This is a genomic window from Vibrio sp. SCSIO 43137 (genome assembly GCF_028201475.1).
In the GTDB taxonomy this organism is placed as follows: domain Bacteria; phylum Pseudomonadota; class Gammaproteobacteria; order Enterobacterales; family Vibrionaceae; genus Vibrio.
In genome coordinates, this window is sequence record NZ_CP116383.1 from 929318 (window position 1) to 953708 (window position 24391).

Below are 24391 nucleotides of genomic sequence, written 5' to 3' on the forward strand. Positions count from 1 at the left end.
TCAACAAAGGAAGTTATCAATGTCACTGCTAATACTGGGTCTTATACTGTTTTTGGGCATACACTCCATCTCTATATTTGCTGAGCCGTTAAGAGATAAGTTAGCAAACAAGAGTGAGCTTGGCTGGAAAGGGCTATATTCGTTAATCTCTCTTGCCGGAATTTATTTTATTGCTGTCGGATATGGTAATGCCAGGCTAGAGCCTGTGCTGCTTTATATTACGCCATACTGGTTTAGGCATGTCTCCTCACTGTTAATGCTTATTGCACTGATCTTGTTTTTTGCTCCTTACTTTCCGGGAAAAATTCAGCAAACCTTAAAGCATCCTCAATTAGTTTCGGTAAAGATATGGGCTGTAAGCCATTTACTGGTCAATGGCATGCTGGCGGATGTTGTGCTGTTTGGCGCATTTTTAGTCTGGGCGGTAGTCGACCGTATCTCCATGAAAAACCGTCAACAGAGAGCCCTTCCGGGCTTAAAAGCTTCCGGCAGAAATGATGTGATTGCTATCGTACTGGGTGTTGTTACAACTGTTGCCTTTGTGTTTTTCCTTCATGCCTCCCTGATAGGCATGCCATTGAAAAGCTGATGAAAAATTACAAATGTGATTGCAATTAAGTCGGAATTGGAGCTTAATGCTGCCGTTATAAACAACAGTGACGTTCTTTATTCTATATGAGCAGCTACCACTCTTTTTTACGTCAGCAATGGCCTCTTTTAGCCTTTGGCTTCCTGACGGTATTTGCCGGGAATTTCGGCCTAATGCCAGTCAGTTAAGCTGACTGGCATTTTTTGTAAGGGTACTTTTTAGGTTTTTTCCTCATCACTCGAGGATACTTTCTATCTGGTACCTTGTCTGGCAATTCAAACATTCTTAACGTTTCCAGAAGCGTAGCATAGTGCTTCGGAAGGTTACCCGGACTACTGATCGGTATAGTAGTTAGATAAACCATTACATGTCTCGCGCAGTGAGAGAAACTTAACCTATTTGGATTAACATCATCCATGCCTGAAGCAGCTTCGATCATCGCTATACGAACCAAATTGTAGGCAACAAGTACTCCCCATAGCTCTTGCCGAACCATGTCTGGCTTTCGACTTCTTAGTGTGTGGGCAGACAATAAAAGGGTTTGTTTTATTTCTCGATAGCCAAGCTCAATTTCCCAACGCTGTTGGTAAAGCTCTACCAGCTCGTTATATTGATATTTCAGCGGATCTGTCAGCGAGCTTAAAACACGATACTCCTGACCATCAATGGTATAACTTGTTAATCTTACGATTAATTCTTCATTTAAGTCAGAGAACTTTTTTCGTGCCTGAGGAGATGTTTTGATTGATACCAGCCTGTCTCTTTTTCCGAGTTTATGCACTTCAGTGTAAACAAGGTCCTTTTTAGCCGGTATCATCCAGTGCCTTTCTGTTCCCGCCTGAGACCAGCTATTTAACAGGCCAAGTGAATAGTAACCTCTGTCAAATAGGGTTAGTGAGTAATCAGGTGCGTGTTCAATCAGCCTTTCGGCAAGAGTCATTTCGCCAATCTTTCTGGCATCGAAGGCACTGTCCAAAAGCAGATGACTTGATAGCTCCATCAAGCAGCACATGCGCACCTGAGGGTAACTGTTTTCCCCTTGTTTATTGCTATCGGAGCCGAAGAAGTCCCGGTTTTCGGCATTGTCATGGGTACGAAAAACGACACCGTCCACTGCAAGCAGGTTAAGTCCACGCCACACTTCAAACTTTTGCTTATTAAAGTGATGAGCAGCCAGAGCCTGAAATGTTTCCTGCATGGCTTCCACACCTAGCCTCTGCCGGGCTTGAACTAATGCGCTTGGTGCAACTAAATGACGTTTTCCAGGCAAAGATACATCAAGTTTACTGGCTATATCCCAGACGGATTCTTGTCGGAATAAACCCATTCCTACAACTGACCAAACCACAGCCTCCAATGGCAAGCGACGTTTGCGTACAGTTGCAACCCCCGCTTTTTCAAATGCTTGTGCAAGCAACTCAGGAGAGAGTAGTGAGTTCAACTTGTCTAATGAAGTGAGCTCTTTTACAGAGGAAATAGTTGTATCAAGGAGGGACTGAATAGACATAAAAAATCCGGCATCAATTACTTGATACCGGATTTTGAAGCCTTTTAAGGATCGTTCAACTGATCTATTAAATTTCTTAACTGATCAGCATTAGGGAATTTCGGCCAGTCTTTTTTTCTTAGCTGGTACGGCGCAGATATTCAGCGGGATATTGCGCTAACGGCTTTAGACTACGGCTTTATTTATGCGGTTGCGACCCTATGCAGCAGCATCACAATTATGTTTGTAGGTGGTGCTGTTGATCGCTGGAATGTGCGGCCATTTGTCACCTTGGTCGCGCTGGTACTGGCTGCGGCTTGTACGTTGATGGCCAATATACAGAACGAACTGATGCTATTTCTGGCTTTTTACGCTTTGAGGCTGACAGGGCAGGGACTATTACCTCATACCGCTCAGACCACCATGATTCGCTCTTATACCAGCCAGAGAGGCAAAGTCATCAGTATTGCCGGAAGCGGGGTGGCATTTGGTGAAGTTATACTGCCTATTGTTGCCGTTACCTTAATTAGCTGGCTAGGCTGGCGTGATAGCTGGATGGCGATAGCTGCCATTATTGTCTTTATTTATCTTCCCGTTGCTTATTACTTATTGGCCAAATCAGGCAGTGTTATTGAATTAGTTAAAAAGCCAAATAAGCAAGTTGCATCAGGCTCAAAGGGAGGCCGAAGAGAAGTGCTGAAAGATTGGCGTTTCTGGGCAATCTTGCCTGCCACTCTGGCGGCACCCTTTGTTGTTACCGGCGTTTTTATACAGCAGAATTATCTGCTGACAGAAAAGCTCTGGTCTGCCGGGCTGCTGGCTAATAGCTTTATCGCCTATGGCGTAATGCACTGGCTAAGCTCCATGGTTGCCGGTTCTTTGGTGGACAAATACAGTGCCAGAACCATGCTGGGCTACTTTATGCTACCGCTGATTTCCGGTTTGTTGGTATTAAGCTATTTTTCACAGAGTTGGTCTGCTCCGCTATTTATGACCTTTTTCGGTATGGGAATCGGCATCTCTAACCCTGTAGTCAATGCGCTCTGGGCTGAGGTTTACGGTACTGAAAAAATAGGTGCAATTCGCTCTATGATGACCTCCCTGATGATTTTCTCCACCGCGGCCGCACCATGGCTGTTTGGTATTTTTATTGAAAACTCTTGGTCAGATAGTGAGTTTTTCGCATTACTGGCAGTGGTTATGATCATTGCGTCGGTAATGGTAATACCTGCACAGCGCTCATTTTTGGCATCAAACAGACGTCAGGCAGCCGGACAAGCTTGACCTTACCCCAGGGTAAAGCTTTAACATAACAGACTTGTTACTCATTGGATCTCAGTAATGATTTCTGCCGCTAAAAAAGTGCTGGCTTATCTGCTCTCTATGTTAATGCTCTTTTCTGTTGTGATGACAGAAGCAGTGGCTATTGACTATAGTCAGTCGCCTTTTATTAATCTAGCGGCGGACAATGCACTGATGGATAAAACGCAGATGACTGAATGTGCAGGGCACCATCAGGATATGAGTGCGGACTGTCATACTGAGCAAGTAGTGCAACATGAAAACACTGGCTGTGTGTCAGGCTGTAATATAGAGATGGCGGATTGTTGTCTGCCGACACTTCCATTGGTTAATCTGACTAGCTGCCAGACTGAAAAGCTTCAGCAGATCTATTATTTTCTCCCTATGCCAGCCTTGCAATTACAGCAATGTGCCGGCTATAAATCTCTACAGCTCCGTCCTCCTATACTCGTTTCTCTAACTTAAAAACATAAATACTCATAACCTATATTTAAGTTAAGGACTCACCGTCCTCAAGAGACTCCGTTTTTCGGAGAGGAGAACAACAATGAATTTTAAAAAAATAAGCCTGATCTTTTTACTAAGCCTGACCAGCACAGGTGCTTTGGCAAACTCTCTGGTGAACTTGTATAAATCACCAAGCTGTGGCTGCTGTACCGTATGGGCCGATATTCTGGAAAAGAAAGGCTTTCAGATAGAGGTTCACCATCAGAATCAGTGGAACAGTATTAAGCAAAAGCATGGGTTGCCGTCAGAGTTAGTATCCTGCCACACCGCCATTATTGATGGTTACCTGATTGAAGGCCATGTTCCTGCCTCAGAGATAGAGCGCTTATTAGCAGAGAAGCCGGATAATATTGCCGGATTGTCTGCGCCGGGAATGCCGCAATACTCACCGGGTATGGCCGGAAAAGAGGGAGAGTATAAAGGTTTTGATGTAGTTGCTTTTGATAGTAGTGGTAAAACATGGGTTTATAAAAGTTACTAACTGATTTCAAAACAGAAAAACTAAAAAAGCTGGCTTTTAAGGCCAGCTTTTCTCTATCACTTCTGTCTGTTTAGAGTCTGATTACTTTGCCAGATTCTCTTCAACAAATGACCAGTTAACCAGTGCCCAGAAACCATTCATATAGTCAGGACGCACGTTACGGTAGTCGATGTAGTAAGCGTGTTCCCACAGGTCAACCGTTAGCAGAGGAGTCACTCCTTCATCTGTCAGCGGAGTTGCTGCATTAGAAGTGTTTACGATATCCAGAGAACCGTCTGCTTTCTTCACAAGCCATGTCCATGAAGAACCGAAGTTGTTGATCGCTGAATCAGTGAACTTAGCTTTAAACTCTTCAAATGAGCCGAAAGATGCGTTGATAGCGTCAGCTACTGCACCTGTTGGTTCGCCACCTGCATTCGGAGCCAGGCAGTGCCAGTAGAAAGTGTGGTTCCAGATTTGAGCTGCGTTGTTGAATACGCCGCCACTTGAAGTCTTGATGATCTCTTCCAGAGATTTACCTTCAAACTCAGTACCAGGGATAAGGCCGTTAAGTTTTACAACATAAGTGTTGTGGTGCTTACCGTGGTGAAAATCTAGAGTTTCTGCTGAGATATGTGGTTCCAGTGCGTCTTTTGCGTAAGGAAGTGCTGGTAGTTCAAATGCCATTGCCGGATTCTCCTTTGATTTGAAAGAGCTAAGTCTTTCTATTGCTTCCAGTTTAATTTTAGTTATTCGTCAATTTGACTGACTTGAAGGGTATTTTATCAAGTTTTTACTTTATTAAAACCCCTGTAGGGAAAAAATTCAGTAATTGACTGAGTTACATGAGTAAAATGAACAGAATTGAGTATAGTTAACCTTACAGATAATGTGCTTTTTATTCTCAGATAAATACGTAGAATGAGAAGCTGAAGTGAAGTTAACATTCATGTGAGACGACAATGGAAACAATCGACAAAATTAAGAAACAGCTGGAAGAGAATGCCATCCTTTTATATATGAAAGGTTCGCCTAAATTACCAAGCTGTGGTTTTTCCTCTCAGGCTGCTCAGGCACTGATGGCTTGTGGTGAAAAATTCGCTTACGTAGATATCCTGCAAAACCCGGATATCCGTGCAGAGCTACCTGCTTATGCGCAGTGGCCAACCTTCCCGCAGCTTTGGGTTGAAGGTGAACTGATTGGTGGTTGTGACATTATTCTGGAGATGTTCCAGAAAGGTGAGCTGCAACCTCTGATTAAAGAAGCGGCCGCTAAAGTACAAGACGAAGAGTAAGCATTATTGCTGAATGAGAAAGCCCGGCTAAGTTAGCCGGGCTTTTTAGTTTGATAGCAAATGAATTGCCGTCTGTAGAAGCTCAAGTCCTTTACAGAACCCCTATTAAAGAACCATAGCGGCAATCCAGCCAAAAGCGATAAGCGGGATATTGTAGTGGATAAAGGTCGGTACTACGGTTTCCCATACGTGTTCGTGCTGACCGTCTGCATTAAGGCCTGATGTCGGGCCAAGAGTCGAGTCAGATGCCGGAGAACCTGCATCACCCAATGCTGCTGCTGTACCCACAAGAGCAATGGTTGCCATCGGAGAGAAACCAAATGCCGCTGCCAGTGGTACGTAGATGGTGGCAAGAATAGGAATGGTAGAGAAAGAAGAACCAATACCCATAGTAACCAGAAGACCAACAACCAGCATCAGCAGGGCTGCCAGAGCTTTGTTATCACCAATGCTGGTGGAGAGAGCTTCAACCAGAGTTTCAACACCGCCACTCTGTTTCATTACTGCTGCAAAACCGGCTGCTGAAATCATAATAAAGCCGATCATCGCCATCATATGCACACCTTTAGTGAACACATCATGGGTCTCTTTATACTTAATTACGCCACCAAAAGTGAACACCATAAAGCCGGCAAGGCCACCAATAATCATAGAGCCTGTGCTTAACTGAGCACCCAGAGCCGCTGCAATTGCCACAAGAGCAACAACAATGTTTCGCTTGTCTACTTCGACTTCAGTATGAACCGTTGTCAGTTCTGTCTCTTTATACTCACGTGGCTTACGGTAAGAGAAAAATACCGCAATAAGCAGGCCTGAAATCATTCCCAGTCCCGGAAGAAGCATGGCAGTAGGAACCTGACTGGCAACTACATCCGGCAAACCATTGTCATGCAGGTTTTTCAGCAGGATATTATTAAGGAAGATACCACCAAAACCGATCGGCAGAACCATATAAGGTGTTACCAGACCAAAGGTCAGCACACAGGCAACCAGACGACGGTCTATTTTTAGTTTTGCAAATACGCCCAGAAGAGGTGGAATTAAAATCGGGATAAAGGCGATATGAACAGGAATAACGTTTTGTGAAGACATGGTAACCAGTACCAGTGCACAAATGATGACATACTTAAGTCCTGTTGATGCCGCTGCGTTTTCGTTTCCGTTAATGCGCTTAATAACGTTCTGGGCAAGCAGATCTGTCAGGCCTGATTTTGAAATAGCGACAGCAAAGGTACCTAACATGGCATAGCTAAGTGCGATAGTAGCACCGCCGCCTAAACCGCTTTCAAATGCGGAGATTGATTGGTTCAGGTCCATACCTGAAACAAGGCCGCCAACAATAGCACTGAAAGTAAGGGCAACAACGACGTTCACCCTCATCAGCGCCAGTAGCAGCATAATACATACTGAAATAACTACCGGATTCATATTATTCTCGTTTGAGTTGTGTTTGTGTTTTAGTCTTCGGAATCTGCCAGCGGCCAGCCGCCAAGGGCTTTCCACTTATTGACGATTCCACAGAAAAGCTCTGCGGTTTTTTGCGTATCATACAGAGCTGAATGGGCTTCTTTATTGTCAAAGTCCATCCCTGCTGCTTTACACGCTTTGGCCAGAACGGTTTGACCATAAGCTAAACCACTTAGAGCAGCGGTATCGAAAGTGGCGAAGGGATGAAAAGGGACTCGTTTTAACTTGCAACGTTCACTCGCCTCTTTAACGAAGCTGTGATCGAACGTGGCATTGTGAGCAACCATAATTGCGCGGCCGCAATCTGCCTGCTTCTGTTCTTTTCTCACCAGTTTATAGATCTCTTTAAGCGCTTCTGCTTCAGAAACAGCGCCACGCAGAGGGCTGAAAGGATCGCGGATACCGTTAAATTCCAGAGCTTCTTTTTCAAGATTTGCTCCTTCAAACGGTTCAACATGAAAGTGAATTGTGGAAGCCGGGTGCAGGTCGCCATTGCTGTCCATTTTTAGTGTTACAGCGCAGATTTCTAAAAGTGCATCGGTTTTTGCATTAAATCCTGCGGTTTCTACATCGATGACCACCGGAAAGTAACCACGAAAGCGATTTTTTAAGGTGAATTGTTCGTTTTCTACTGTCATGTCTAAAATTATTAGTGTGATAAGGGACGCATTATTGCAGATTCTTACGCGGAGCAAAATGGTTAAAATCAATTCTGTTAGCACAAGTTAGTAATCGATCGACTCAGGCTGTCAGCAGTAGATAATAATTATTTTACCTTGATTCACTTTTCTGGCTAACTTTTTGCAGTAGCTTTACCAGAAGTGACAAATTCCATATGGAAGCTAAGCGGAAAGGACAATTATTTCCCTGATTGCGGCAATAGTTCGCCGTTAGCGAGTTTAAAGAGTTTTATGAGTATGAAAAAAGTGGTTGCCCTCAGTGCATTTATATCGTCTGCCATGATACCTCTGGTATCGGATGCGGCGGCGATCCGCTATTTAGCGACACCTGAGCAATCTAAATGGGATATGGCAGTTAATACGCCTTTGGAGTGTCGCTTGGTGCACCAGATCCCTAACTATGGTCAGGCAGAGTTCTCTTCCGTGGCGAGCAAAAAGATCAATCTCGATTTTGAGCTAAAAATGCGCCGGCCAATGGGAGAAACCCGCAGTGTAAACCTTATCTCTATGCCGCCATCGTGGCGTGCCGGCGAGAGTGCCGATCGGATGAATACCATGAAGTTCTTTAAACAGTTTGATGGCTACGTGGGTGGCCAGACGGCATGGAGTATTCTTTCAGAGCTGGAGAAAGGTCGCTTGCCGACTTTCAGTTACTCCGACTGGGTAAGCCGCAATCAGCGTATTGAAGTTGGGTTATCTTCGGTCACTTTTCAGCAGAAATATAATGATTTTTCTCTCTGTATCAGCAACCTGCTACCTTACAGCTTTGAAGATATATCATTTACCATTCTTCATTACAGCCGTAACAGTGAACAGTTAAACAAGGCCTCACAGAAGCGTCTTGCCCAGATTGCAGAGTACGTGAAGTACAATACCGATATTGATCTGGTGTTGATCTCCACTTATACCGACTCCAGCGGTGATAAAGGGGTAAACCAGAGTCTGTCTGAGCGTCGTGCCATGGTAATGAGAGACTACTTTAAGTCCCTTGGCTTACCGGAAAACCGTATTGAGATACAGGGCTATGGTAAACGCAGGCCGATTGCCGATAACGCAACACCGATTGGTAAAGATAAAAACCGTAGGGTGGTTATTTCGCTGGGCAGAACTCAGGTTTAATTCCGGCCAAATATAACAAAACCGCGCATGTTAGCGCGGTTTTTTGATCTTGCTTTTCTGATACTGCAGCAGGTAACTGTCGGGTTAGTTTAGCTTAAACTTAGCAATAATTTCGCAGTTACTTACGGTGTTAATGTGTTGAACCCGCTGAGCTATGCTGGTGTCAGGATGCCTTTTCATAAAGTTGATTAGCGCCTTCTGACAGCAGCCTAAAGAATCAACAAAGGTACTGCATGAGGTATTCGGGCACTGCGGAACTAACATTAACAGGCGCTCTGATGCTAACTGCAAATACTTCAGTTCATACTCCTGATCGCCATGTGTGCGCCAGAAGTTGGCCAGATTATGGCAGGAGATAACGTTAATGGTCAGCAGGTCATCAATATCTATCTGCTCTTGGTCAATAAGCATTTCTGACAGATTCAGGGCCTGTTGGTAATGGAGTACACTGCGCAGGAAATCTTTTTCCTGAAGGGCAATATCGGCCAGTAGAGTATGTTCTTCCCATTTACTGATTGTCATTACGGATCCTCCTGTTATGCAGAAGAATTCTAAATGATAATTATTCTCATGTAAATAAGCAAAAAAGCGACCTTTATACCAAGATCGCTTTAAGAGATAAAAGTGGCTCTGCCGGACTACAGAATAACGGTTTTATTGCCGTAAACAAACACGTGGTCATTAACCACCTTATTAATTGCCCGGCTAAGAATGTTTTTCTCTACATCGCGCCCGGCCTGTGCCATATCTTTGGCACTAAAGTTATGGTCTACCGGAATAACGTCCTGCTTGATGATCGGGCCTTCATCCAGATCATTGGTCACAAAGTGGGCGGTAGCACCAATGATTTTAACCCCTCTGTCATAAGCCTGCTGATACGGTTTGGCACCAATAAAGGCTGGCAGGAAGCTGTGGTGAATATTGATGATTCTGTGGCTATATTTCTCAACAAAACCCGGTGTCAGCACACGCATATATTTTGCCAATACCAGATAATCCGCCTGATAGCTGTCAATCACTTCGAGCATTTTCGCTTCATGTTCTTCACGGGACAGGCCTTCATGAGCAACATGGTGATAAGGGATATCGAACTTTTCGGTCAGGCTCTGTAAAACGTCGTAGTTACCGACCACGGCTGCAATATCGATATTAAGGGAGCCATCGTAGCTCTTCATCAGGATATCGCCCAGACAGTGTGCTTCCTTGGTCACCAGAATAACAATTTTCTTTCTCGATTCTGCACTGACAAGGGAGCGTTTAGCGCCTTGCGGAAGCGCCTGATCAAGATCAAGCAGAAAGGTCTCATCGTTGAAAATGCCTTCCAGTTCAGTACGCATAAAGAAGTGGCCGCTGGTGTTATCAACGAACTCATTATTATGAATAATATTAAGCTGATGCTTGTAACAGATGTTGGTGATTTTGGCGATCAGGCCGGGTGCATCACTACAGTGAGTGAGCAGAATTTTTCTTTCCATTTAAATTTATGTCCGTAACTGTCTTGGGTGTAAGCTATAAGCTATCTGTTTTATAAACGGGTACTTGAGCCCGCTTTTATTCCTCTATGTTTAATTCATTCTGGATATGGTTGCAATAAATTAATTTATTCGCGTCGCACCTGCTTTGGAAACCTGACATAATCAGCGGCATATTTGAATCTGATATGATGTGCTTTTAATGATTGATAAAACCTTCTCTGCAGACGGTGCACTGGGTAAGGCCATTCCCGGATTTCAGCCACGGCAGGCTCAGCTTGATATGGCGGAAGCCGTTGAAAAAGCAATAAAAGCACAGTCTCAACTGGTGGTAGAGGCAGGAACCGGAACCGGCAAGACGTTCGCTTATCTGGTGCCGGCATTGTTGAGCGGTAAGAAAGCGATAATCAGTACCGGGTCAAAAAACCTGCAGGAACAACTGTTCCACCGCGATCTTCCCCTGATGGTGGATGCACTGGGTTATTACGGCCAGATTGCCCTACTTAAAGGGCGTTCTAACTATCTTTGTCTGGACCGACTTAGCCGCCAGCTTGTTGAGAGCCACACCAATGAAGCGGATCCCACCCTTCTTACCCAACTGGTTAAAGTGCGTAGCTGGTCATCGGAAACCAAAACCGGAGATCTGGGCGATTGTGATGACCTGGCGGAAGATAGCCCGGTCATCTCATCCATTACTTCAACCAATGACAACTGTCTGGGAAAAGATTGCCCCAGCTATCAGGACTGTTTTGTTCTTAAAGCGAGAAAAAGGGCGCTCGACTCCGATATTGTGGTGGTGAATCATCATCTGTTTATGGCCGACCTCGCTATTAAAGAGACCGGTTTCGGTGAGCTGATACCGGAAGCGGATGTGTTTATTTTTGATGAAGCCCATCAGATCCCGGATATCGCCAGCCAGTACTTTGGCCAGTCGATGTCCAGCCGGCAGATTCAGGATCTGGCCAAGGATATTGAAATTGGTTACCGCACCGAAGCCAGAGATATGCGCCAGCTGGAGAAAGTAGCCAATCGCCTTAGCCAGACCGCCATGGATATGAGAATTGTGCTGGGAGATACCGGTTTTCGAGGTAACTGGCGCGACGCCGTGAGATCAGAACCAGTACAGCGGGAGATAAGCCGCCTGAAGGATGTACTGGATCTGGCATTAGAAGTATTAAAGCTGCTGCTGGGAAGAAGCCAGTTACTGGATACTGCATTTGAAAGGGCGACCTTAATTAAATCCAGACTGGAGAGAGTATGCGATGTTTCTATTACCGGTTACTCCTACTGGTATGAAACCACACCGCGCCACTTTAGTCTGCATATCACACCGCTGACAGTGGCGGATAAATTTAAAGAGCAGCTCGAGATTAAACAGGGGGCATGGATATTTACCTCGGCGACCCTTTCTGTTTCCGGCGATTTTGCCCATTTTACCCGCCGTCTAGGCTTAGAGCCTTCGCAGCAGTTTTCACTGCCCAGCCCGTTTGATTACCAGTCTCAGGCCCGTTTGTGTGTGCCAAGATATCTGCCGGAGCCAAACAGTGCAGGATTAGCAAAAAAATTAGTCAGAATGTTGGCGCCGGTGATAGAGAAGAACAACGGCCGCTGCTTTTTTCTTTGTACCTCTCACAACATGATGAAAGAGCTGACTGAAGGATTCAGAGAGGCACTGACTGTACCTGTGCTGATGCAGGGAGAGACCAGTAAACAGAAACTACTGAATGAGTTTATGGAGCTGGGAAATGCCTTGTTAGTGGCAACCGGTGCGTTCTGGGAAGGGATCGACGTTAGAGGAGACACCTTAAGCTGTGTTATTATCGACAAATTGCCCTTTACCAGCCCTGACGATCCGCTGTTAAAAGCCAGAATTGAAGATTGCAGGTTAAGTGGCGGAGAGCCTTTTTCTCAGGTTCAGCTTCCGGATGCGGTTATTACCCTTAAACAGGGGGTAGGGCGCTTAATCCGTGATAAGAGGGATAAAGGTGCTCTGATAATCTGTGATAACAGGCTGGTGACACGGGATTATGGCGCTACATTTGTTCAGAGTTTGCCAGCTATACCAAGAACCCGGAATTTAACGCAGATATCTGACTTTTTACATCAGATATCCGATAAACCAAACAATTGATTTAGAGACATTAATGAGTACTAAAATTCTTGCCCTTGATACGTCGACTGAGAACTGTTCCGTTGCACTGCTGGTGGGAGATAAAACCTTCTCCCGCAGCGAAGTGTCACCAAGAGGGCACACCACTAAAGTTCTGCCGATGGTTGATGAAGTGCTGAAAGAGGCCGGAGTATCCCTGAACGAGCTTGATGCACTGGCTTTTGGCAGAGGGCCGGGCAGCTTTACCGGAGTACGGATTGGCATCGGAATTGCACAAGGTTTAGCATTTGGTGCTGATCTGCCAATGATTGGTGTATCGACGCTGAAAGCGATGGCGCAGGCGGTTTACCGCAGCCAAGGTCAGAAGTACGTTGCATCTGCTATTGATGCAAGAATGAGCGAAGTTTACTGGGGGCGTTATCAGCGTCAGGATTCCGGCGACTGGCTTGCAACAGATGAAGAGTGCGTGATTCCGCCGGCAGAGCTGAAGTCTGTTGTAGGCGAAGATAGTGAAAGTTGGTATCAGGCAGGAACCGGATGGGCTGCGTACAGTGATGAACTGAGCTCTCTTGATATTGAGACAGAAGAGACGCAGGTACTTTATCCGGAAGCAGAGGACATTGCTTTTCTGGCACAGTTTGAGCTGGCAAAAGGCAATACAGTGGCGGCGGAAGAGTCGAGCCCTGTCTATCTGCGCGATAAGGTGGCGTGGAAAAAACTGCCCGGCAGAGAGTAATTGAGGTATTTGAGATTTAGATGGTAACGGTAAACGGTCTTTCCCCTAGTGTTATCCCTTCTGCTAATAAGGCGAAACAGAAACGCCTTAACAAAAAGCAGCAGGACAATAGCCAGGTTGCTCAGACAACCAAGGTGGCAGAGGCTGTTGCACACTCTATCCGTCAGGTAAACGAGTCAGACATCGAAAAAGCTCAGCTTCAGTACGACCTTCCTCAGGGGCAATCCCGCAAAGCGATGGAAGAGTATATGGATGTGCTTAATCAATCGCGCAAAGAGGAACTTGCACAACTTATCGGGGTAGATATTTACATCTGACTTCACAGGCGATGCCTTAATGTATAGAACGATATTTTTTATGCTGATTGCGGTAGGGCTTTCAGCATGTTCCACCCTTCCGGAAAACCTCCATTCCGAAAATACTAATCTGATAACCAGTTACCAAGAGTGGCAGCAATCCGGTTTCGACTCTGAAGAAGTACGTATTGGTGGCGTGATTGCCAGTGTGACCAATCTGTCTGACCGTACCCGCATAGAGATAGTTAATTTGCCCGTAGACTCTAATGGAAAGCCAAACTTGTCGGTCACACCGGAAAAGCGATTTTCAGCATACGTTGAGGGCTATCTGGAGCCTGTTGCTTTAGCTAAGGGGCGGCTGATTACCGTTCTGGGAACGTCTCACGGGCAGGAGCAGACCAAGGTGGGCGACTACTCTATGACTATTCCTATCATTCAGGCTTTGGCATTCCACCTATGGCGAATAGAAGAGAGAGTGATTTTCGATCAAGATAGTCCGTTCATGTTCCCCTGTTGGGGGATTAACTGCCGGAGCATCAGACAGTCCCCTTCTTCAGGAAAGGTTATACAGGAAGTGAAATAGTGCTTAGAGAAAAAACAGTCACACTGGATTGTGGCGAGCTTGCTTACCTTGAAGCGGGTCTTGAGACGTCTGGCGGGGAATCAGCTGAAGTAACAGTGCTGTTTCTTCACGGCTGGCTGGACAACGCTGCCAGCTTCAACACCTTGATTGAACAGTGTCAAAAGCGGATTCCGGATGCTAATTTTATTGCGCTGGACTTTCCCGGCCATGGCAATTCTCAGCATAGGAAGCAGGGCAATTTTTATCCTTTTCATGACTATATTGACGATGTTTATCAATTTTTGCCGACTTTGTCTGCAAATAAGCTGATTATTGTCGGCCATTCCCTTGGTGCATTAGTTGGCTGCTGTTATAGTGCTGCGTTTCCTGAACAAGTGGCCGGACTTGTTCAGATAGAAGGGTTCGGACCGTTGGCAGAAGCAGAAGAAAATGCCGTCGACAGGCTTAGAAAAGGGGTTCTCAGCCGGAATAAATTACGCAGAAAACCTAAGCGTCGCTTCAATAGCCTGCAGGATATGGTGAGGGTGAGAGCCAGCGTCAATAGTCTGGCAGAACAAGAGATATTTCCGGTGGTTGAGAGGGCGAGTGAGTTTGACGGAGAAAACTGGAGCTGGAAGCACGATAACCGGTTGCAGTCAGACTCCCTGTACAGAATGTCCGAGAAGCATGCTCAGCTAATGAGTAGTTCTATCCGCTGTCCCCAGACGATAATTCTAGGAGAGCAGGGTTTTGATTATCTTCGCAGGCAAACAGACTCAGCGCTGAACACCGGGCAGGATGCGGTAACTAACGATGCTATAGCTAATAGAGCTGAAGTGCATATTATCGCCGGCGGACATCACTGCCATCTTCAACAACCTGAGTTAACATCTGAAATCATAACTGATTTAGTTAACAAAATTTAAACAACTGTTTGAGAGATTAGTGTTACTGCACTAAAGCTGTGCTGTAATGTATACCCAAGTGACCTAAAGGTGCAGTATTCAGAGGTCACTTGGGTATAACAACACTTGTGAACAAACAAAAAAAGCATATAGCCAAACGAGGAGAGTAATCGTGGAAAAACCATGGCTTTCACGCTATCCAGACGATGTACCTGAGACGATTAACCCGGATGAATACACCTCTCTAGTAGAGATGTTTGAAAACGCCGTCAGAAACTTTGCTGATCAGCCTGCCTTTGTCAATATGGGCTCAGTGATGACCTTTCGTAAACTGGAAGAGCGTAGCCGGGCATTTGCTGCGTACTTACAAAATGATCTGAAGCTACAAAAAGGTGACCGTGTCGCACTGATGATGCCCAACCTGCTTCAGTATCCTGTCGCTCTGTTTGGTGTGCTGCGTGCCGGTATGATTGCGGTTAATGTTAACCCGCTCTATACCCCCCGTGAACTTGAGCACCAGCTTGTTGATGCTGACGTTTCTACTATTGTAATCGTGTCTAACTTTGCCAATACCCTTGAGCAGATTGTTGATAACACACCAGTGCGTAACGTAGTACTGACCAGCCTTGGCCAGATGCTGCCGCGTGCCAAAGGCACCATTGTTGATTTTGTGGTGAAGTATGTAAAAGGCATGGTGCCTAAATACAACCTGCCGGGCGCGATTTCGTTTCGCAAAGCGCTGCAGAAAGGGCGCAGACTACAGTATGTGAAGCCGTTTATGTCCGGAGAGGACATTGCTTTCCTTCAGTACACAGGTGGAACAACGGGTGTTGCCAAAGGCGCAATCCTGACCCACAGAAATATGGTTGCCAATGTGATGCAGGCCAAGGCGGTGTATCGTCCGGTACTGACAGACGGAAGAGAAACCGTAGTCACTGCACTGCCTCTTTATCATATCTTTGCACTGACCGTGAACTGTATGTTGTTCCTTGAGGTTGGTGGCCGCAACCTGCTGATCACTAACCCGAGGGATATCCCGGGCTTTATTAAAGAGCTGCAAAAATATAAGTTTACTGCCCTGACAGGGGTAAACACCCTGTTTAATGCGTTGGTAAATAATGAAGATTTTCAGGAGCTTAACTTTAGTGACCTGAAACTGACTATCGGTGGTGGTATGGCGGTACAGAAAGCCGTTGCGGATAAGTGGAAGAAGGTTACCCGTATTCCTCTGGCCGAAGGTTACGGACTGACCGAATGTGCCCCTCTTGTGTCGGTTAACCCGTATAACCTTGAAGACTATAACGGTTCCATCGGTCTGCCTGTCTCCTCTACAGAAGTGAGAATCGTGGATGATGAAGGTCAGCCGCTGGCAAATGATCAGGTTGGTGAGCTACAGGTTCGTGGTCCTCAGGTTATGCAGGGCTACTGGCAGAGAGCAGAAGCAACCCGCAATACCATTAATGAAGAAGGCTGGTTATCTACCGGTGATATCGTGAAGTTTGATGATCAGGGCTTCTTGCATATCGTTGACCGTAAGAAAGATATGATTCTGGTTTCCGGCTTTAACGTCTACCCGAATGAGATCGAAGATGTGGTGGCACTGCACGGAAAAGTGCTGGAAGTTGCCGCTATCGGTGAACCTCATGAAGTCTCTGGCGAGATTGTTAAGGTGTGCGTGGTTAAGCGTGATCCTAGCCTGACAGCACAAGAAGTTATCGACCATTGCCGCCAGTATCTGACGGGCTATAAAGTACCTAAACTGGTTGAATTTAAAGATGATCTTCCGAAAACTAATGTGGGTAAGATCCTGCGCCGAGAACTAAGGGAAGAAGCTGACGCGAAAAGGGCGGCAGTGGAAGCATCTGCATAAGATAAACAGGAATAGTTTTCTCAGCAATGCTATTATGTCTCTATGACTCAAACGGTGTCTGCCGTTTGAGTCCTTTTTTAGTCAGGATGAAGAGACATTTGTGAATTACAGAATTATTGATACCCATGCTGAACTGGAGCAGGTATGCCTTAAAGCCAGTCAGTGTGATGCCGTCATGCTGGATACTGAGTTTGTCCGTACCCGCACCTACTACCCTCAACTCGGTCTGATTCAACTTTTCGACGGTGAAAATCTCTCCCTAATCGACCCGACACTCATTTCAGATATGACCCCTTTTGTACGCCTGTTGAAAGACGGAGCAGTACTGAAGGTGCTTCACGCCTGTGGTGAAGATCTGGAAGTGTTTAAGCATAGCTTTGGTTGCACACCTTTCCCTATGATAGATACTCAGATAATGGCGGCCTTTCTCGGCCATGGTCTGTCGACCGGGTTTGCCGCGCTGGTTAATGAGTACCTTGAGGTTGAACTGGATAAAAGTGAATCCAGAACCGACTGGCTGGCAAGACCGCTAACGGTTAAGCAGCTCGAGTATGCTGCTGCGGACGTTTATTACCTTAAGCCGCTGTTTGATAAGCTGGAAGAGAAAATCTTAACGGCAGGATGGTGGGATGCTGCATTGCAGGAATCGGAACTACAGGTAGAAAAGCGCAGTGGTGAGATTGATGCTGACAATGCTTACCTCTCTATTAAAGGTGCATGGCAATTAACGCCGGCTCAGTTAGCTGTGTTGAAACCTTTGGCAAAATGGCGGGTTAAAGAAGCGCTGAAAAGAGATTTAGCACTAAACTTTGTCTTTAAGGAACAAGATCTTTGGGCAGTAGCCAGATATGGCATTACAAGTCTGAAGAAAATGGAACAGAATGAAATTGATCCCAGGGCGATACGCCGTCACGGTGAAAAAGTGATCGCTATGGTGAAAAAGGCACAACAAATCTCTGAAGATGAATATCCGCAACCCATAGATCGCCTTATGGATTACCCCGGCTATAAGGGGAAATTCAAGCAACTGAAAGACGAAGTAAAAGGCGTTTCTCAGCATAGTGGGCTGGCGACTGAATTTCTTGCCTCAAAGAAGCAACTGAATCAGTTGATCAGTTGGGCTTGGAAGAAGCAGCGGGATCCCGTCAAACTGCCGGATGTATTACAGGGCTGGCGACGTGAACTTATGGGTGACAAGCTGGATAACTTAATGAAGGGTTAATGAACGATGTTGTGTTCAGTATATAAAAGTAAAAAGAAAGAGGGTGCTTACCTCTACCTGCCTAAAAAAGATGATTTTTCTGACGTTCCTCAGGCTTTAATGGATATGTTCGGGAAACCTTTTTTTGTTATGGTGTTCAAACTGGATGGGCGCGAATTAGCGCAGGTGGATGCCGGTAAGGTGAGAGAGTCTCTCGATGAACAGGGCTTTTTCCTTCAGCTACCGCCGCCACCGGAAAACTTATTAGAAAAATATAAACAAGAAAAAGCCAGACAGAAAGGAACCCCTGAAATATAACAATAATATCAGGGAAGGATTTGGCTCAGGGAGAAGAAACATTGAAAAAAGTAGTCAGCCTAATTGCAGGAGTTGTGCTCAGCACTTCTGTTCTTGCTGCTAATACTGAGTTTGATCAGTATATAAATGGCTTAAAGCAGGAAGCGAGAGAGAAAGGCATCTCAGAACGCACTATCGAAGAGGCGTTTAAAAAAGTCAGTTACAAGAAAAAAGCCGTAAAGGCTGACCGCAACCAGCCGGAAAAAAAGCTGACTCTTGATGAATATATTCCAAGGGCCGTGCCGGACTGGAAGGTGAAGCAGGCCAAATCCCTGTATCAAAAACACTATAGCGACTTAAAACGTATCGGTGAGCAATATGGTGTCCAGCCAAGGTTTATTGTTGCTTTATGGGGTGTAGAAAGTAATTTTGGCCGCCTGACCGGTGGATACAATGTTATTGATGCCCTTAGCACACTGGCCTTTGAAGGCCGCCGCGAAGCGTTCTTCCGTAAAGAGACCATGGCCGCCCTGACCATACTGGATGAAGGCCATATTACGGTTAATAACATGAAAGGATCATGGGCCGGAGCCATGGGGCAGTGCCAGTTTATGCCAAGCTCTTTTATCCATTTTGCACAAGATGGTAATGGTGACGGCGTTAAAGATATCTGGAAAAACACTCAGGACGTCTTTGCCTCAGCAGCAAATTACCTGAAAGAGTCTGGCTGGGATGACGATTACACCTGGGGCAGGCAGGTTACTGTGCCTAAGGGGATTTCACTCAGCCTGACCGGACGGGGTAAAGAGAAAGCAAAGACTTTGCAGCAATGGAATGATCTGGGCATCAGAAGACTAAACGGAAACAAGCTTCCGGTACTGGATGAAGATATTAATGCATGGCTGATTATGCCTGACGATGAAAATGGCAGAGCTTACCTGATTTACAACAACTATCAGGTGCTGATGAAGTGGAACCGATCTTACTATTTCGGGCTGGCTGTTAGTCATCTTGCAGATAAGCTGAAGTAACTAACCTGACCTCAGATTAGTTAGCAATAAAAAACCTCGCTTTGCATAGCGAGGTTTTTTGTATTGATTAACCTAATGCTAGGTTATTCAGATTTATACTGCTCACAGGCGATCATGGTGTTGTCAATCAGGGTGGCAACCGTCATAGGGCCGACACCGCCCGGAACCGGGGTAATAAAGCTGGCACGCTGTTTAGCACCCTCGTAGTCAACATCGCCGACAAGTTTGCCCGATTCAAGCCGGTTGATACCAACATCGACCACAATAGCGCCTTCTTTAATCCAGTTGCCCGGAATAAAGTTTGGTTTACCCACGGCGACCACAACAACGTCAGCCATTCGCACATGGTTTTCCAGCTCTTTGGTAAAACGGTGGCATGTAGTTGTAGTACAGCCCGCCAGAAGCAGCTCCATGGTCATAGGGCGGCCGACAATGTTTGAAGCACCTACAATAACCGCGTGTTTGCCGCGCAGTTCAATATTGTAGCGATCCAGAAGGGTTATCACGCCTTTAGGTGTACAGGATCTAAGCTTAGGGATGCGCTGTGCAAGTCTGCCGACGTTATAGGGGTGGAAACCATCCACATCTTTTTCCGGCAGAATACGTTCAAGTACCTTGGTGGTATCGATTCCTGCCGGCAGCGGAAGTTGAACAAGAATACCGTCAATTTCAGAATCTAAGTTCAGCTCATCAACAAGTTCCAGTAACTCTTGCTCGCTGGCGGTTGCCGGAAGGTCGAAAGACTTGGAAAGGAATCCGACTTCATCACACGCCTTTCTTTTACTGCCCACATACACCTGAGATGCAGGATCTTCCCCCACCAGAATCACGGCAAGGCCGGGAGCCCTTAAGCCAGCCTGAGTACGGGCTTTAACCCGTGCAGCAACTTCGGAGCGGACGGTTTGAGAGATTAATTTTCCATCAATATTTTGAGCAGCCATATCTTCCCTTAACTGTTGAATTACTGAGCGTGCGCATTGTCGCAAATTATCCTCCGAATAGCTATCACGCAAACGTTTGCTCTATATATTTATCAGGTATTTGACTTTTTTTTGGTCAGTTAAATCATAAAGTAAAAGAAACCCGTTGACCTCTTCAGAGCTTCTCGTATAATCCCTCCCTACAAAGCGCCCTTAGCTCAGTTGGATAGAGCACGTGCCTTCTAAGCATGTGGTCAGAGGTTCAAATCCTCTAGGGCGTGCCATATACAATAAGCCGTAGCAGGTTAGTACTTGCTACGGCTTTTTTGTATTTGCTCCCGGATAAATTTGATCTTCCACAATAAACTTTAAGTTTTTCATCACTAATAAGCCCAGACTATAGTTTGTTATAGTCAGAATTGTGTGTGGTTAATTAAGAATCGTCATTAGAAAGTGATATTTGATAGTCAATGTTATTGTTTACCAATAGAGGCTTACTTTTTTATGTCGATTAATGACTCACAGAATAAGGTTAAAGACAGCAAAGGTATAATGTCACGTCGTGACATACTAAAACTCGGTGCTGCTGGTAGTGTGGCTATGGCGGGCGCGTTAAGTTCCGGTAAAGCAAAGGCACGCGAAGATGGAATAGGGGTAGTGAAACACGATAGTTTTCCTCTGCAGGTTGCCCCTACTTATAAACGTTTTAATGAAGCCTTAAGCGTCAGCGCAGTAGAGTATTCCAAGGGAAATTACTACGACACACTAAAAGTTGTAGATGATACTATTCCGGGTTTTGGTACGGTTGATCATGCCATCCGGGTGGGGGCAGAAATGTTCAACTTTGTCGAAGTTGGCGAGCGTCTGAACCCTTATGGTGCATTTCCTCTTGTTATAGAACCTCAGCCTATTAATGAAGGTTTTAAATTCCAGAGCAGTGAAGAAGCTCATGCAAAAATAAAACGCGCTGCCCGTATGTATGGAGCCGATATTGTCGGCATTACCCGCCGCGATCCTCGTTGGGATTACTCTCATGTGTTTAACGATAACACCCTTGAGTCAAAATCATGGGAAGAGGCTATGGGATTTGAGCCGAAAACGGTTGTCGTTATGGGCTTTGCTGAAGATTATGATGCATTTTCAGCAGCTCCAAGTGCTGCCGCCGATACCACAGCCGATGAAGGCTATGCAAGAATGGCCAAAGCTGCACTAGAGCTGGCTCATTTCTTTAGTGCACTAGGGTGTAAAGCGGCTGCCTGCGGAAATGGCGGAGGATTAAGTGTCCCTTATGCAATTGCCGCCGGGTTAGGTGAGTCTAATCGTATGGGGTTACTGCAAAACTATAAATTTGCCAGCAGATTAAGAATTGCTAAGGTTTATGTAGATCTTGAGTTAGACGAGTATTTTGATAAACCAGTGACATTTGGTGTACAGAGTTTCTGTGAAAACTGTATGCACTGTGCTGATAACTGTCCGGGTAAGGCAATTCCGAGAGATATCAAGCCTTCCTTAAATCCACCTCCGGCCGATGATGGTTCAGAACGCTATTACAATAACCCCGGTGTGTATAAATGGTGGGTTCGTTGCGATAAATGCTATCAGTACTGGGTAGACTCAGGTACTGGCTGCGGCACTTGTGTTACCACCTGTCCTTATAATAAACCTGATTTTTGGCATCATAGGTTGATTGACAGAGTAAACACTATTCTGCCGGGCTTTATGCATGCTTTTATGGCAGAAATGGATCTTTGGCATGGCTATGGCAACGTTTTTGATCCAGAGGCAGTCAAAACGTTTTATGACCAAAGTGGCAGGAATTATAGCGGAATGGGGGACTAATTATTATGTTTCATATCTTTACCGGAATTGAAATTTTGTTTTTCTCGTTGGGTATCCTTGTAACCCTGAGTGTTCAGGCAGTGATTTATCTTAGGGTGATAAAACAAGTGAAGTTTATTCATCTCGCAATAATATTTGCAGGCCTATTGACCATGATCTTTGCGTTTGCCTGGTCTGTAAGCTCTATTTTGGAGCTTGAGCCTCAGTCTGCCTCTGTCGGAATGCTGGTTATCGGTATGCCGGGATTAATAATGGCTGTATTAGGTGGCCGACTGGCTTATCCGGAGATTAGACGTAACCAGAGGTAGCAAAACATGATAGATGAGCATCAAACTTCTGACCTTAACAAGATCTTGTTAAATGAGCATGAACTAACAAATAATGGGCAGACAGAACAACTAATTCAAGATCTGAAATTGCAATTAGATAGTGGTACTGATTCAGTTCAGGTTAGCAAAAAGCTGTGTGCCTGTTATGTAACTACTGGTGATTTTACCAAGGCTGAGCGACTTGTTTATAAAGTCATTGAAGCTGAGCCAGACAACCCAGAGTGCTACTTTTATCTCGGAAAAATTTCATGTCTGAAAAGCAACTTTGATGAGGCTGTCCACTTATTCGGACAGGCAATGAAACTGGGAATGGATAAGCATAGCTGTCTGCTGGGGCAGGGAATTGCTTACTTTGCAAAAGGTTCTGTGTCTGATGCTCTTACTATATTTAATAGTCTATTGCAGCAAAAAGAAGAATATAAAGTAAAAGTTTTGCACTATCGTGCTCTATGTCTGGCAGCGTTGAGGCGATTTGATGAAGCCTTGGCAGACATCGACCTATTGCAGGAGCTAGGTCTGTTTAGTAAGGAACTAAGTAATATCAAAAAGATGCTTGAAGAGCAGCGACTTCAGCCGGTCAGCAATAAAATAAAAGTGACCAACTTGCCGTAGCAGGGAAAATACTGGTTTTAAACTAATATGAGTGAGATTTTTAAAAAACTACTTATTGAAGAGCTGAGTAAGAAAGGCTTTTTTAATGACCGGATAGAAAATATCGTTATCTTAGCGGGTTTGTCCTCTGAAGATAGGCAAAGGAATATGTTTGACAACAAGGAGTACACATATTTAAGTACGCTTTATTACAATTTGTCCCCTGAGCTTGTAGAACAGTATGGAAGATATTTTTTGGGCGGCAGTGACAAAAATGTTGAAAGGATAATTAATTCGGCTGAGCCCATTATCTACAATCGTTCTCTGGTTTCTAATGAATCTAAGAAAGCTCAGGGGAGGATTGATGAAATGCTGAGTTCTGAGCTAAGCGATTACTCGGTAATGATTCCCGTAGCCCCCCGAGTAGAAAGTCGTTGGAAAGGTATTGTCTGGTTTGATGTTAAAAAGACGGGTCTTGGGTCACCGAATGATCAGGTCGCCGCCCATAAAGACTATCTTATGGAGCAGGCCAACTTTCTATACGAGCTCTGGCGTTATTCCGTAGGAAAGTTCTACAACCTATATCTTGAAAGAGAAATTTTTGCTGAACAGGCTATCCGGGTAGCAAATTACTTAGCCGAAGGATACTCATCTAAACAAATAGCAGAGTTTACCTGCTTAAGTAAATCCGGTGTGGAATACCACATAGAGACAATGAAAAAGAACTTATCGGTAAAAAACAGAAACCAGCTTATTGCAGAGTTAATCCGAAAAGGCATAGTAAAGTAGTACCAGCTAAACCAAAAAAGTAATAATCAGTGCCACAAAAGCAGACAGGATCATCTTGCTGCCTAACCCCAGATTGGCGCTGGAGAAGTCATTCTGCTTTTGCTCCTCAGTCTGGCCAAGCATAGAAGCAGCAATATTGGTTGCTCTGCTCTCAGTGTGCTTCATATATCTCAGGCGTGGAGGTGGTGAGATGGCCAGAAATGCGCCGGCCAGCAACTGAAGTAAGAAGGCGTAGAAAAAATAATCACTTACGTACCCTGCGTGCAGCCAGCCCATTAGCCTGTCTAATAACAGCATAGAAAATATCAGTGTGGCATTGGATGTGATTATAAAAAGAATAAGTCTCATTTTAAGATGTTGATTATCATAAGTTAATTTTCTAGTTTAACTATGATTATATGTGCCTTGATTCTTATTTGAAGCGATTTGTGTTTTTGTTTCGTTTTCGTTCACAGTTTCATTCATTTCAACGATTGAATTCTGATTTATCTTGATAATAAGTATGTCGATAAAAGCTGTCTTATACTTAATCTGTAAG

Annotated in this window: 27 protein-coding genes, 1 tRNA gene and 1 pseudogene; 21 read left to right on the forward strand and 8 right to left on the reverse strand. The window is 45.1% G+C overall.

Annotated elements, in window-relative coordinates; all coding sequences use genetic code 11:
• Positions 1 to 19: 19 nt before the first annotated feature.
• Complete coding sequence (locus tag PK654_RS04475; RefSeq protein WP_271697893.1) at positions 20 to 589, forward strand: NnrU family protein; 570 nt, start codon at positions 20 to 22, stop codon at positions 587 to 589.
• A 184-nt stretch (positions 590 to 773) separates the two neighbouring features.
• Here PK654_RS04475 and PK654_RS04480 read toward each other — a convergent pair whose 3' ends face one another.
• Positions 774 to 2096, reverse strand: a complete 1323-nt coding sequence (locus PK654_RS04480; RefSeq protein WP_271696133.1) for an IS4 family transposase — start codon at positions 2094 to 2096, stop codon at positions 774 to 776.
• A 111-nt stretch (positions 2097 to 2207) separates the two neighbouring features.
• On the opposite strand from PK654_RS04480, the pseudogene PK654_RS04485 reads away from it, so the two are divergent.
• The 4 genes and pseudogenes from PK654_RS04485 to PK654_RS04500 form a co-directional block, all read left to right on the forward strand.
• A pseudogene (locus tag PK654_RS04485) lies at positions 2208 to 2831 on the forward strand (MFS transporter); the annotation flags it as partial.
• 12 nt (positions 2832 to 2843) lie between these two features.
• Positions 2844 to 3359, forward strand: a complete 516-nt coding sequence (locus PK654_RS04490; protein ID WP_271698792.1) for an MFS transporter — start codon at positions 2844 to 2846, stop codon at positions 3357 to 3359.
• Positions 3360 to 3416: 57 nt separating this feature from the next.
• A complete protein-coding gene (locus PK654_RS04495) occupies positions 3417 to 3842 on the forward strand; it encodes a hypothetical protein (RefSeq protein ID WP_271697894.1) in 426 nt (141 codons plus the stop codon).
• Positions 3843 to 3924: 82 nt separating this feature from the next.
• Positions 3925 to 4365, forward strand: a complete 441-nt coding sequence (locus tag PK654_RS04500) for a DUF411 domain-containing protein (RefSeq protein WP_271697895.1) — start codon at positions 3925 to 3927, stop codon at positions 4363 to 4365.
• 81 nt (positions 4366 to 4446) lie between these two features.
• On the opposite strand, the gene sodB is transcribed toward PK654_RS04500, so the two are convergent.
• Positions 4447 to 5031 carry a superoxide dismutase [Fe] gene (gene sodB / locus PK654_RS04505; RefSeq protein WP_271697896.1) on the reverse strand — a complete coding sequence of 195 codons (585 nt, stop codon included), beginning with the start codon at positions 5029 to 5031 and terminating at the stop codon, positions 4447 to 4449.
• A 275-nt stretch (positions 5032 to 5306) separates the two neighbouring features.
• On the opposite strand from sodB, the gene PK654_RS04510 reads away from it, so the two are divergent.
• A complete protein-coding gene (locus PK654_RS04510; RefSeq protein WP_271697897.1) occupies positions 5307 to 5639 on the forward strand; it encodes a Grx4 family monothiol glutaredoxin in 333 nt (110 codons plus the stop codon).
• A 105-nt stretch (positions 5640 to 5744) separates the two neighbouring features.
• Here the strand turns inward: PK654_RS04510 and PK654_RS04515 are convergent, their stop codons facing one another.
• A complete protein-coding gene (locus tag PK654_RS04515; RefSeq protein WP_271697898.1) occupies positions 5745 to 7067 on the reverse strand; it encodes a Na+/H+ antiporter family protein in 1323 nt (440 codons plus the stop codon).
• A 29-nt stretch (positions 7068 to 7096) separates the two neighbouring features.
• Positions 7097 to 7744: a ribonuclease T gene (gene rnt, locus PK654_RS04520; protein ID WP_271697899.1), complete on the reverse strand. Its 648-nt coding sequence runs from the start codon at positions 7742 to 7744 to the stop codon at positions 7097 to 7099.
• 279 nt (positions 7745 to 8023) lie between these two features.
• Here rnt and motY point away from each other — a divergent pair, with 279 nt between their 5' ends.
• Positions 8024 to 8905: a flagellar protein MotY gene (motY, locus tag PK654_RS04525; RefSeq protein WP_443088734.1), complete on the forward strand. Its 882-nt coding sequence runs from the start codon at positions 8024 to 8026 to the stop codon at positions 8903 to 8905.
• 84 nt (positions 8906 to 8989) lie between these two features.
• Here the strand turns inward: motY and PK654_RS04530 are convergent, their stop codons facing one another.
• Both PK654_RS04530 and purU read right to left on the reverse strand, forming a co-directional pair.
• On the reverse strand, positions 8990 to 9427 hold the full coding sequence (locus PK654_RS04530; RefSeq protein ID WP_271697901.1) for a DUF2753 family protein: 438 nt from the start codon (positions 9425 to 9427) through the stop codon (positions 8990 to 8992).
• A gap of 116 nt (positions 9428 to 9543) precedes the next feature.
• Positions 9544 to 10380, reverse strand: a complete 837-nt coding sequence (gene purU, locus PK654_RS04535) for a formyltetrahydrofolate deformylase (RefSeq protein WP_271697902.1) — start codon at positions 10378 to 10380, stop codon at positions 9544 to 9546.
• Between the two features lie 199 nt (positions 10381 to 10579).
• On the opposite strand from purU, the gene PK654_RS04540 reads away from it, so the two are divergent.
• The 9 genes from PK654_RS04540 to PK654_RS04580 all read left to right on the forward strand — a co-directional run bounded on the left by PK654_RS04540 (position 10580) and on the right by PK654_RS04580 (position 19385).
• On the forward strand, positions 10580 to 12508 hold the full coding sequence (locus PK654_RS04540) for an ATP-dependent DNA helicase (protein WP_271697903.1): 1929 nt from the start codon (positions 10580 to 10582) through the stop codon (positions 12506 to 12508).
• A gap of 13 nt (positions 12509 to 12521) precedes the next feature.
• Positions 12522 to 13223 carry a tRNA (adenosine(37)-N6)-threonylcarbamoyltransferase complex dimerization subunit type 1 TsaB gene (tsaB, locus tag PK654_RS04545; RefSeq protein WP_271697904.1) on the forward strand — a complete coding sequence of 234 codons (702 nt, stop codon included), beginning with the start codon at positions 12522 to 12524 and terminating at the stop codon, positions 13221 to 13223.
• Positions 13224 to 13243: 20 nt separating this feature from the next.
• The gene (locus tag PK654_RS04550) at positions 13244 to 13540 is read left to right on the forward strand and encodes a chromosome partitioning protein ParA (RefSeq protein WP_271697905.1); all 297 of its coding nucleotides are present in this window, start codon (positions 13244 to 13246) and stop codon (positions 13538 to 13540) included.
• Positions 13541 to 13559: 19 nt separating this feature from the next.
• Positions 13560 to 14102 carry a Slp family lipoprotein gene (locus tag PK654_RS04555; RefSeq protein WP_271697906.1) on the forward strand — a complete coding sequence of 181 codons (543 nt, stop codon included), beginning with the start codon at positions 13560 to 13562 and terminating at the stop codon, positions 14100 to 14102.
• The gene (locus PK654_RS04560) at positions 14102 to 15007 is read left to right on the forward strand and encodes an alpha/beta fold hydrolase (RefSeq protein WP_271697907.1); all 906 of its coding nucleotides are present in this window, start codon (positions 14102 to 14104) and stop codon (positions 15005 to 15007) included. Before PK654_RS04555 ends, PK654_RS04560 begins: the two co-directional genes overlap by 1 nt.
• A 151-nt stretch (positions 15008 to 15158) precedes the next feature.
• Positions 15159 to 16856 (forward strand): long-chain-fatty-acid--CoA ligase FadD, encoded by a 1698-nt coding sequence (gene fadD / locus PK654_RS04565; RefSeq protein ID WP_271697908.1) that lies wholly within the window; start codon positions 15159 to 15161, stop codon positions 16854 to 16856.
• Between the two features lie 100 nt (positions 16857 to 16956).
• Positions 16957 to 18078 (forward strand): ribonuclease D, encoded by a 1122-nt coding sequence (rnd, locus tag PK654_RS04570; RefSeq protein WP_271697909.1) that lies wholly within the window; start codon positions 16957 to 16959, stop codon positions 18076 to 18078.
• Between the two features lie 6 nt (positions 18079 to 18084).
• Positions 18085 to 18375: a YcgL domain-containing protein gene (locus tag PK654_RS04575; RefSeq protein WP_271697910.1), complete on the forward strand. Its 291-nt coding sequence runs from the start codon at positions 18085 to 18087 to the stop codon at positions 18373 to 18375.
• Between the two features lie 41 nt (positions 18376 to 18416).
• Positions 18417 to 19385 carry a lytic murein transglycosylase gene (locus PK654_RS04580; protein ID WP_271697911.1) on the forward strand — a complete coding sequence of 323 codons (969 nt, stop codon included), beginning with the start codon at positions 18417 to 18419 and terminating at the stop codon, positions 19383 to 19385.
• A gap of 83 nt (positions 19386 to 19468) precedes the next feature.
• Here PK654_RS04580 and folD read toward each other — a convergent pair whose 3' ends face one another.
• On the reverse strand, positions 19469 to 20326 hold the full coding sequence (gene folD, locus PK654_RS04585; RefSeq protein WP_271697912.1) for a bifunctional methylenetetrahydrofolate dehydrogenase/methenyltetrahydrofolate cyclohydrolase FolD: 858 nt from the start codon (positions 20324 to 20326) through the stop codon (positions 19469 to 19471).
• A 186-nt stretch (positions 20327 to 20512) separates the two neighbouring features.
• On the opposite strand from folD, the gene PK654_RS04590 reads away from it, so the two are divergent.
• The 5 genes from PK654_RS04590 (at position 20513) to PK654_RS04610 (ending at position 23853) form a co-directional block, all read left to right on the forward strand.
• Positions 20513 to 20589: transfer RNA gene (locus tag PK654_RS04590), tRNA-Arg, on the forward strand.
• A 220-nt stretch (positions 20590 to 20809) separates the two neighbouring features.
• Complete coding sequence (locus PK654_RS04595) at positions 20810 to 22144, forward strand: 4Fe-4S double cluster binding domain-containing protein (protein WP_271697913.1); 1335 nt, start codon at positions 20810 to 20812, stop codon at positions 22142 to 22144.
• A gap of 5 nt (positions 22145 to 22149) precedes the next feature.
• On the forward strand, positions 22150 to 22452 hold the full coding sequence (locus PK654_RS04600; RefSeq protein WP_271697915.1) for a hypothetical protein: 303 nt from the start codon (positions 22150 to 22152) through the stop codon (positions 22450 to 22452).
• Between the two features lie 6 nt (positions 22453 to 22458).
• On the forward strand, positions 22459 to 23085 hold the full coding sequence (locus PK654_RS04605) for a tetratricopeptide repeat protein (protein ID WP_271697916.1): 627 nt from the start codon (positions 22459 to 22461) through the stop codon (positions 23083 to 23085).
• Positions 23086 to 23112: 27 nt separating this feature from the next.
• Positions 23113 to 23853 (forward strand): helix-turn-helix transcriptional regulator, encoded by a 741-nt coding sequence (locus PK654_RS04610; RefSeq protein WP_271697917.1) that lies wholly within the window; start codon positions 23113 to 23115, stop codon positions 23851 to 23853.
• A 6-nt stretch (positions 23854 to 23859) separates the two neighbouring features.
• Here PK654_RS04610 and PK654_RS04615 read toward each other — a convergent pair whose 3' ends face one another.
• Positions 23860 to 24150, reverse strand: coding sequence for a hypothetical protein (locus PK654_RS04615; RefSeq protein WP_271697918.1), 291 nt, complete (start codon positions 24148 to 24150; stop codon positions 23860 to 23862).
• Between the last annotated feature and the right edge of the window lie 241 nt (positions 24151 to 24391).

Bases quoted from the DNA above. Each gene is read 5' to 3' on its own strand.
- PK654_RS04515 (WP_271697898.1), bottom strand. From the start codon at position 7,067: ATGAATCCGGTAGTTATTTCAGTATGTATTATGCTGCTACTGGCGCTG.
- PK654_RS04600 (WP_271697915.1), top strand. From the start codon at position 22,150: ATGTTTCATATCTTTACCGGAATTGAAATTTTGTTTTTCTCGTTGGGT.
- PK654_RS04540 (WP_271697903.1), top strand. From the start codon at position 10,580: ATGATTGATAAAACCTTCTCTGCAGACGGTGCACTGGGTAAGGCCATT.
- rnt (WP_271697899.1), bottom strand. From the start codon at position 7,744: ATGACAGTAGAAAACGAACAATTCACCTTAAAAAATCGCTTTCGTGGT.
- sodB (WP_271697896.1), bottom strand. From the start codon at position 5,031: ATGGCATTTGAACTACCAGCACTTCCTTACGCAAAAGACGCACTGGAA.
- tsaB (WP_271697904.1), top strand. From the start codon at position 12,522: ATGAGTACTAAAATTCTTGCCCTTGATACGTCGACTGAGAACTGTTCC.
- PK654_RS04510 (WP_271697897.1), top strand. From the start codon at position 5,307: ATGGAAACAATCGACAAAATTAAGAAACAGCTGGAAGAGAATGCCATC.
- PK654_RS04555 (WP_271697906.1), top strand. From the start codon at position 13,560: ATGTATAGAACGATATTTTTTATGCTGATTGCGGTAGGGCTTTCAGCA.
- PK654_RS04605 (WP_271697916.1), top strand. From the start codon at position 22,459: ATGATAGATGAGCATCAAACTTCTGACCTTAACAAGATCTTGTTAAAT.
- PK654_RS04610 (WP_271697917.1), top strand. From the start codon at position 23,113: ATGAGTGAGATTTTTAAAAAACTACTTATTGAAGAGCTGAGTAAGAAA.
- PK654_RS04595 (WP_271697913.1), top strand. From the start codon at position 20,810: ATGTCGATTAATGACTCACAGAATAAGGTTAAAGACAGCAAAGGTATA.
- PK654_RS04495 (WP_271697894.1), top strand. From the start codon at position 3,417: ATGATTTCTGCCGCTAAAAAAGTGCTGGCTTATCTGCTCTCTATGTTA.
- PK654_RS04550 (WP_271697905.1), top strand. From the start codon at position 13,244: ATGGTAACGGTAAACGGTCTTTCCCCTAGTGTTATCCCTTCTGCTAAT.
- PK654_RS04575 (WP_271697910.1), top strand. From the start codon at position 18,085: ATGTTGTGTTCAGTATATAAAAGTAAAAAGAAAGAGGGTGCTTACCTC.
- PK654_RS04475 (WP_271697893.1), top strand. From the start codon at position 20: ATGTCACTGCTAATACTGGGTCTTATACTGTTTTTGGGCATACACTCC.
- folD (WP_271697912.1), bottom strand. From the start codon at position 20,326: ATGGCTGCTCAAAATATTGATGGAAAATTAATCTCTCAAACCGTCCGC.
- PK654_RS04615 (WP_271697918.1), bottom strand. From the start codon at position 24,150: ATGCTGTTATTAGACAGGCTAATGGGCTGGCTGCACGCAGGGTACGTA.
- PK654_RS04500 (WP_271697895.1), top strand. From the start codon at position 3,925: ATGAATTTTAAAAAAATAAGCCTGATCTTTTTACTAAGCCTGACCAGC.
- PK654_RS04480 (WP_271696133.1), bottom strand. From the start codon at position 2,096: ATGTCTATTCAGTCCCTCCTTGATACAACTATTTCCTCTGTAAAAGAG.
- motY (WP_443088734.1), top strand. From the start codon at position 8,024: ATGAAAAAAGTGGTTGCCCTCAGTGCATTTATATCGTCTGCCATGATA.
- PK654_RS04530 (WP_271697901.1), bottom strand. From the start codon at position 9,427: ATGACAATCAGTAAATGGGAAGAACATACTCTACTGGCCGATATTGCC.
- purU (WP_271697902.1), bottom strand. From the start codon at position 10,380: ATGGAAAGAAAAATTCTGCTCACTCACTGTAGTGATGCACCCGGCCTG.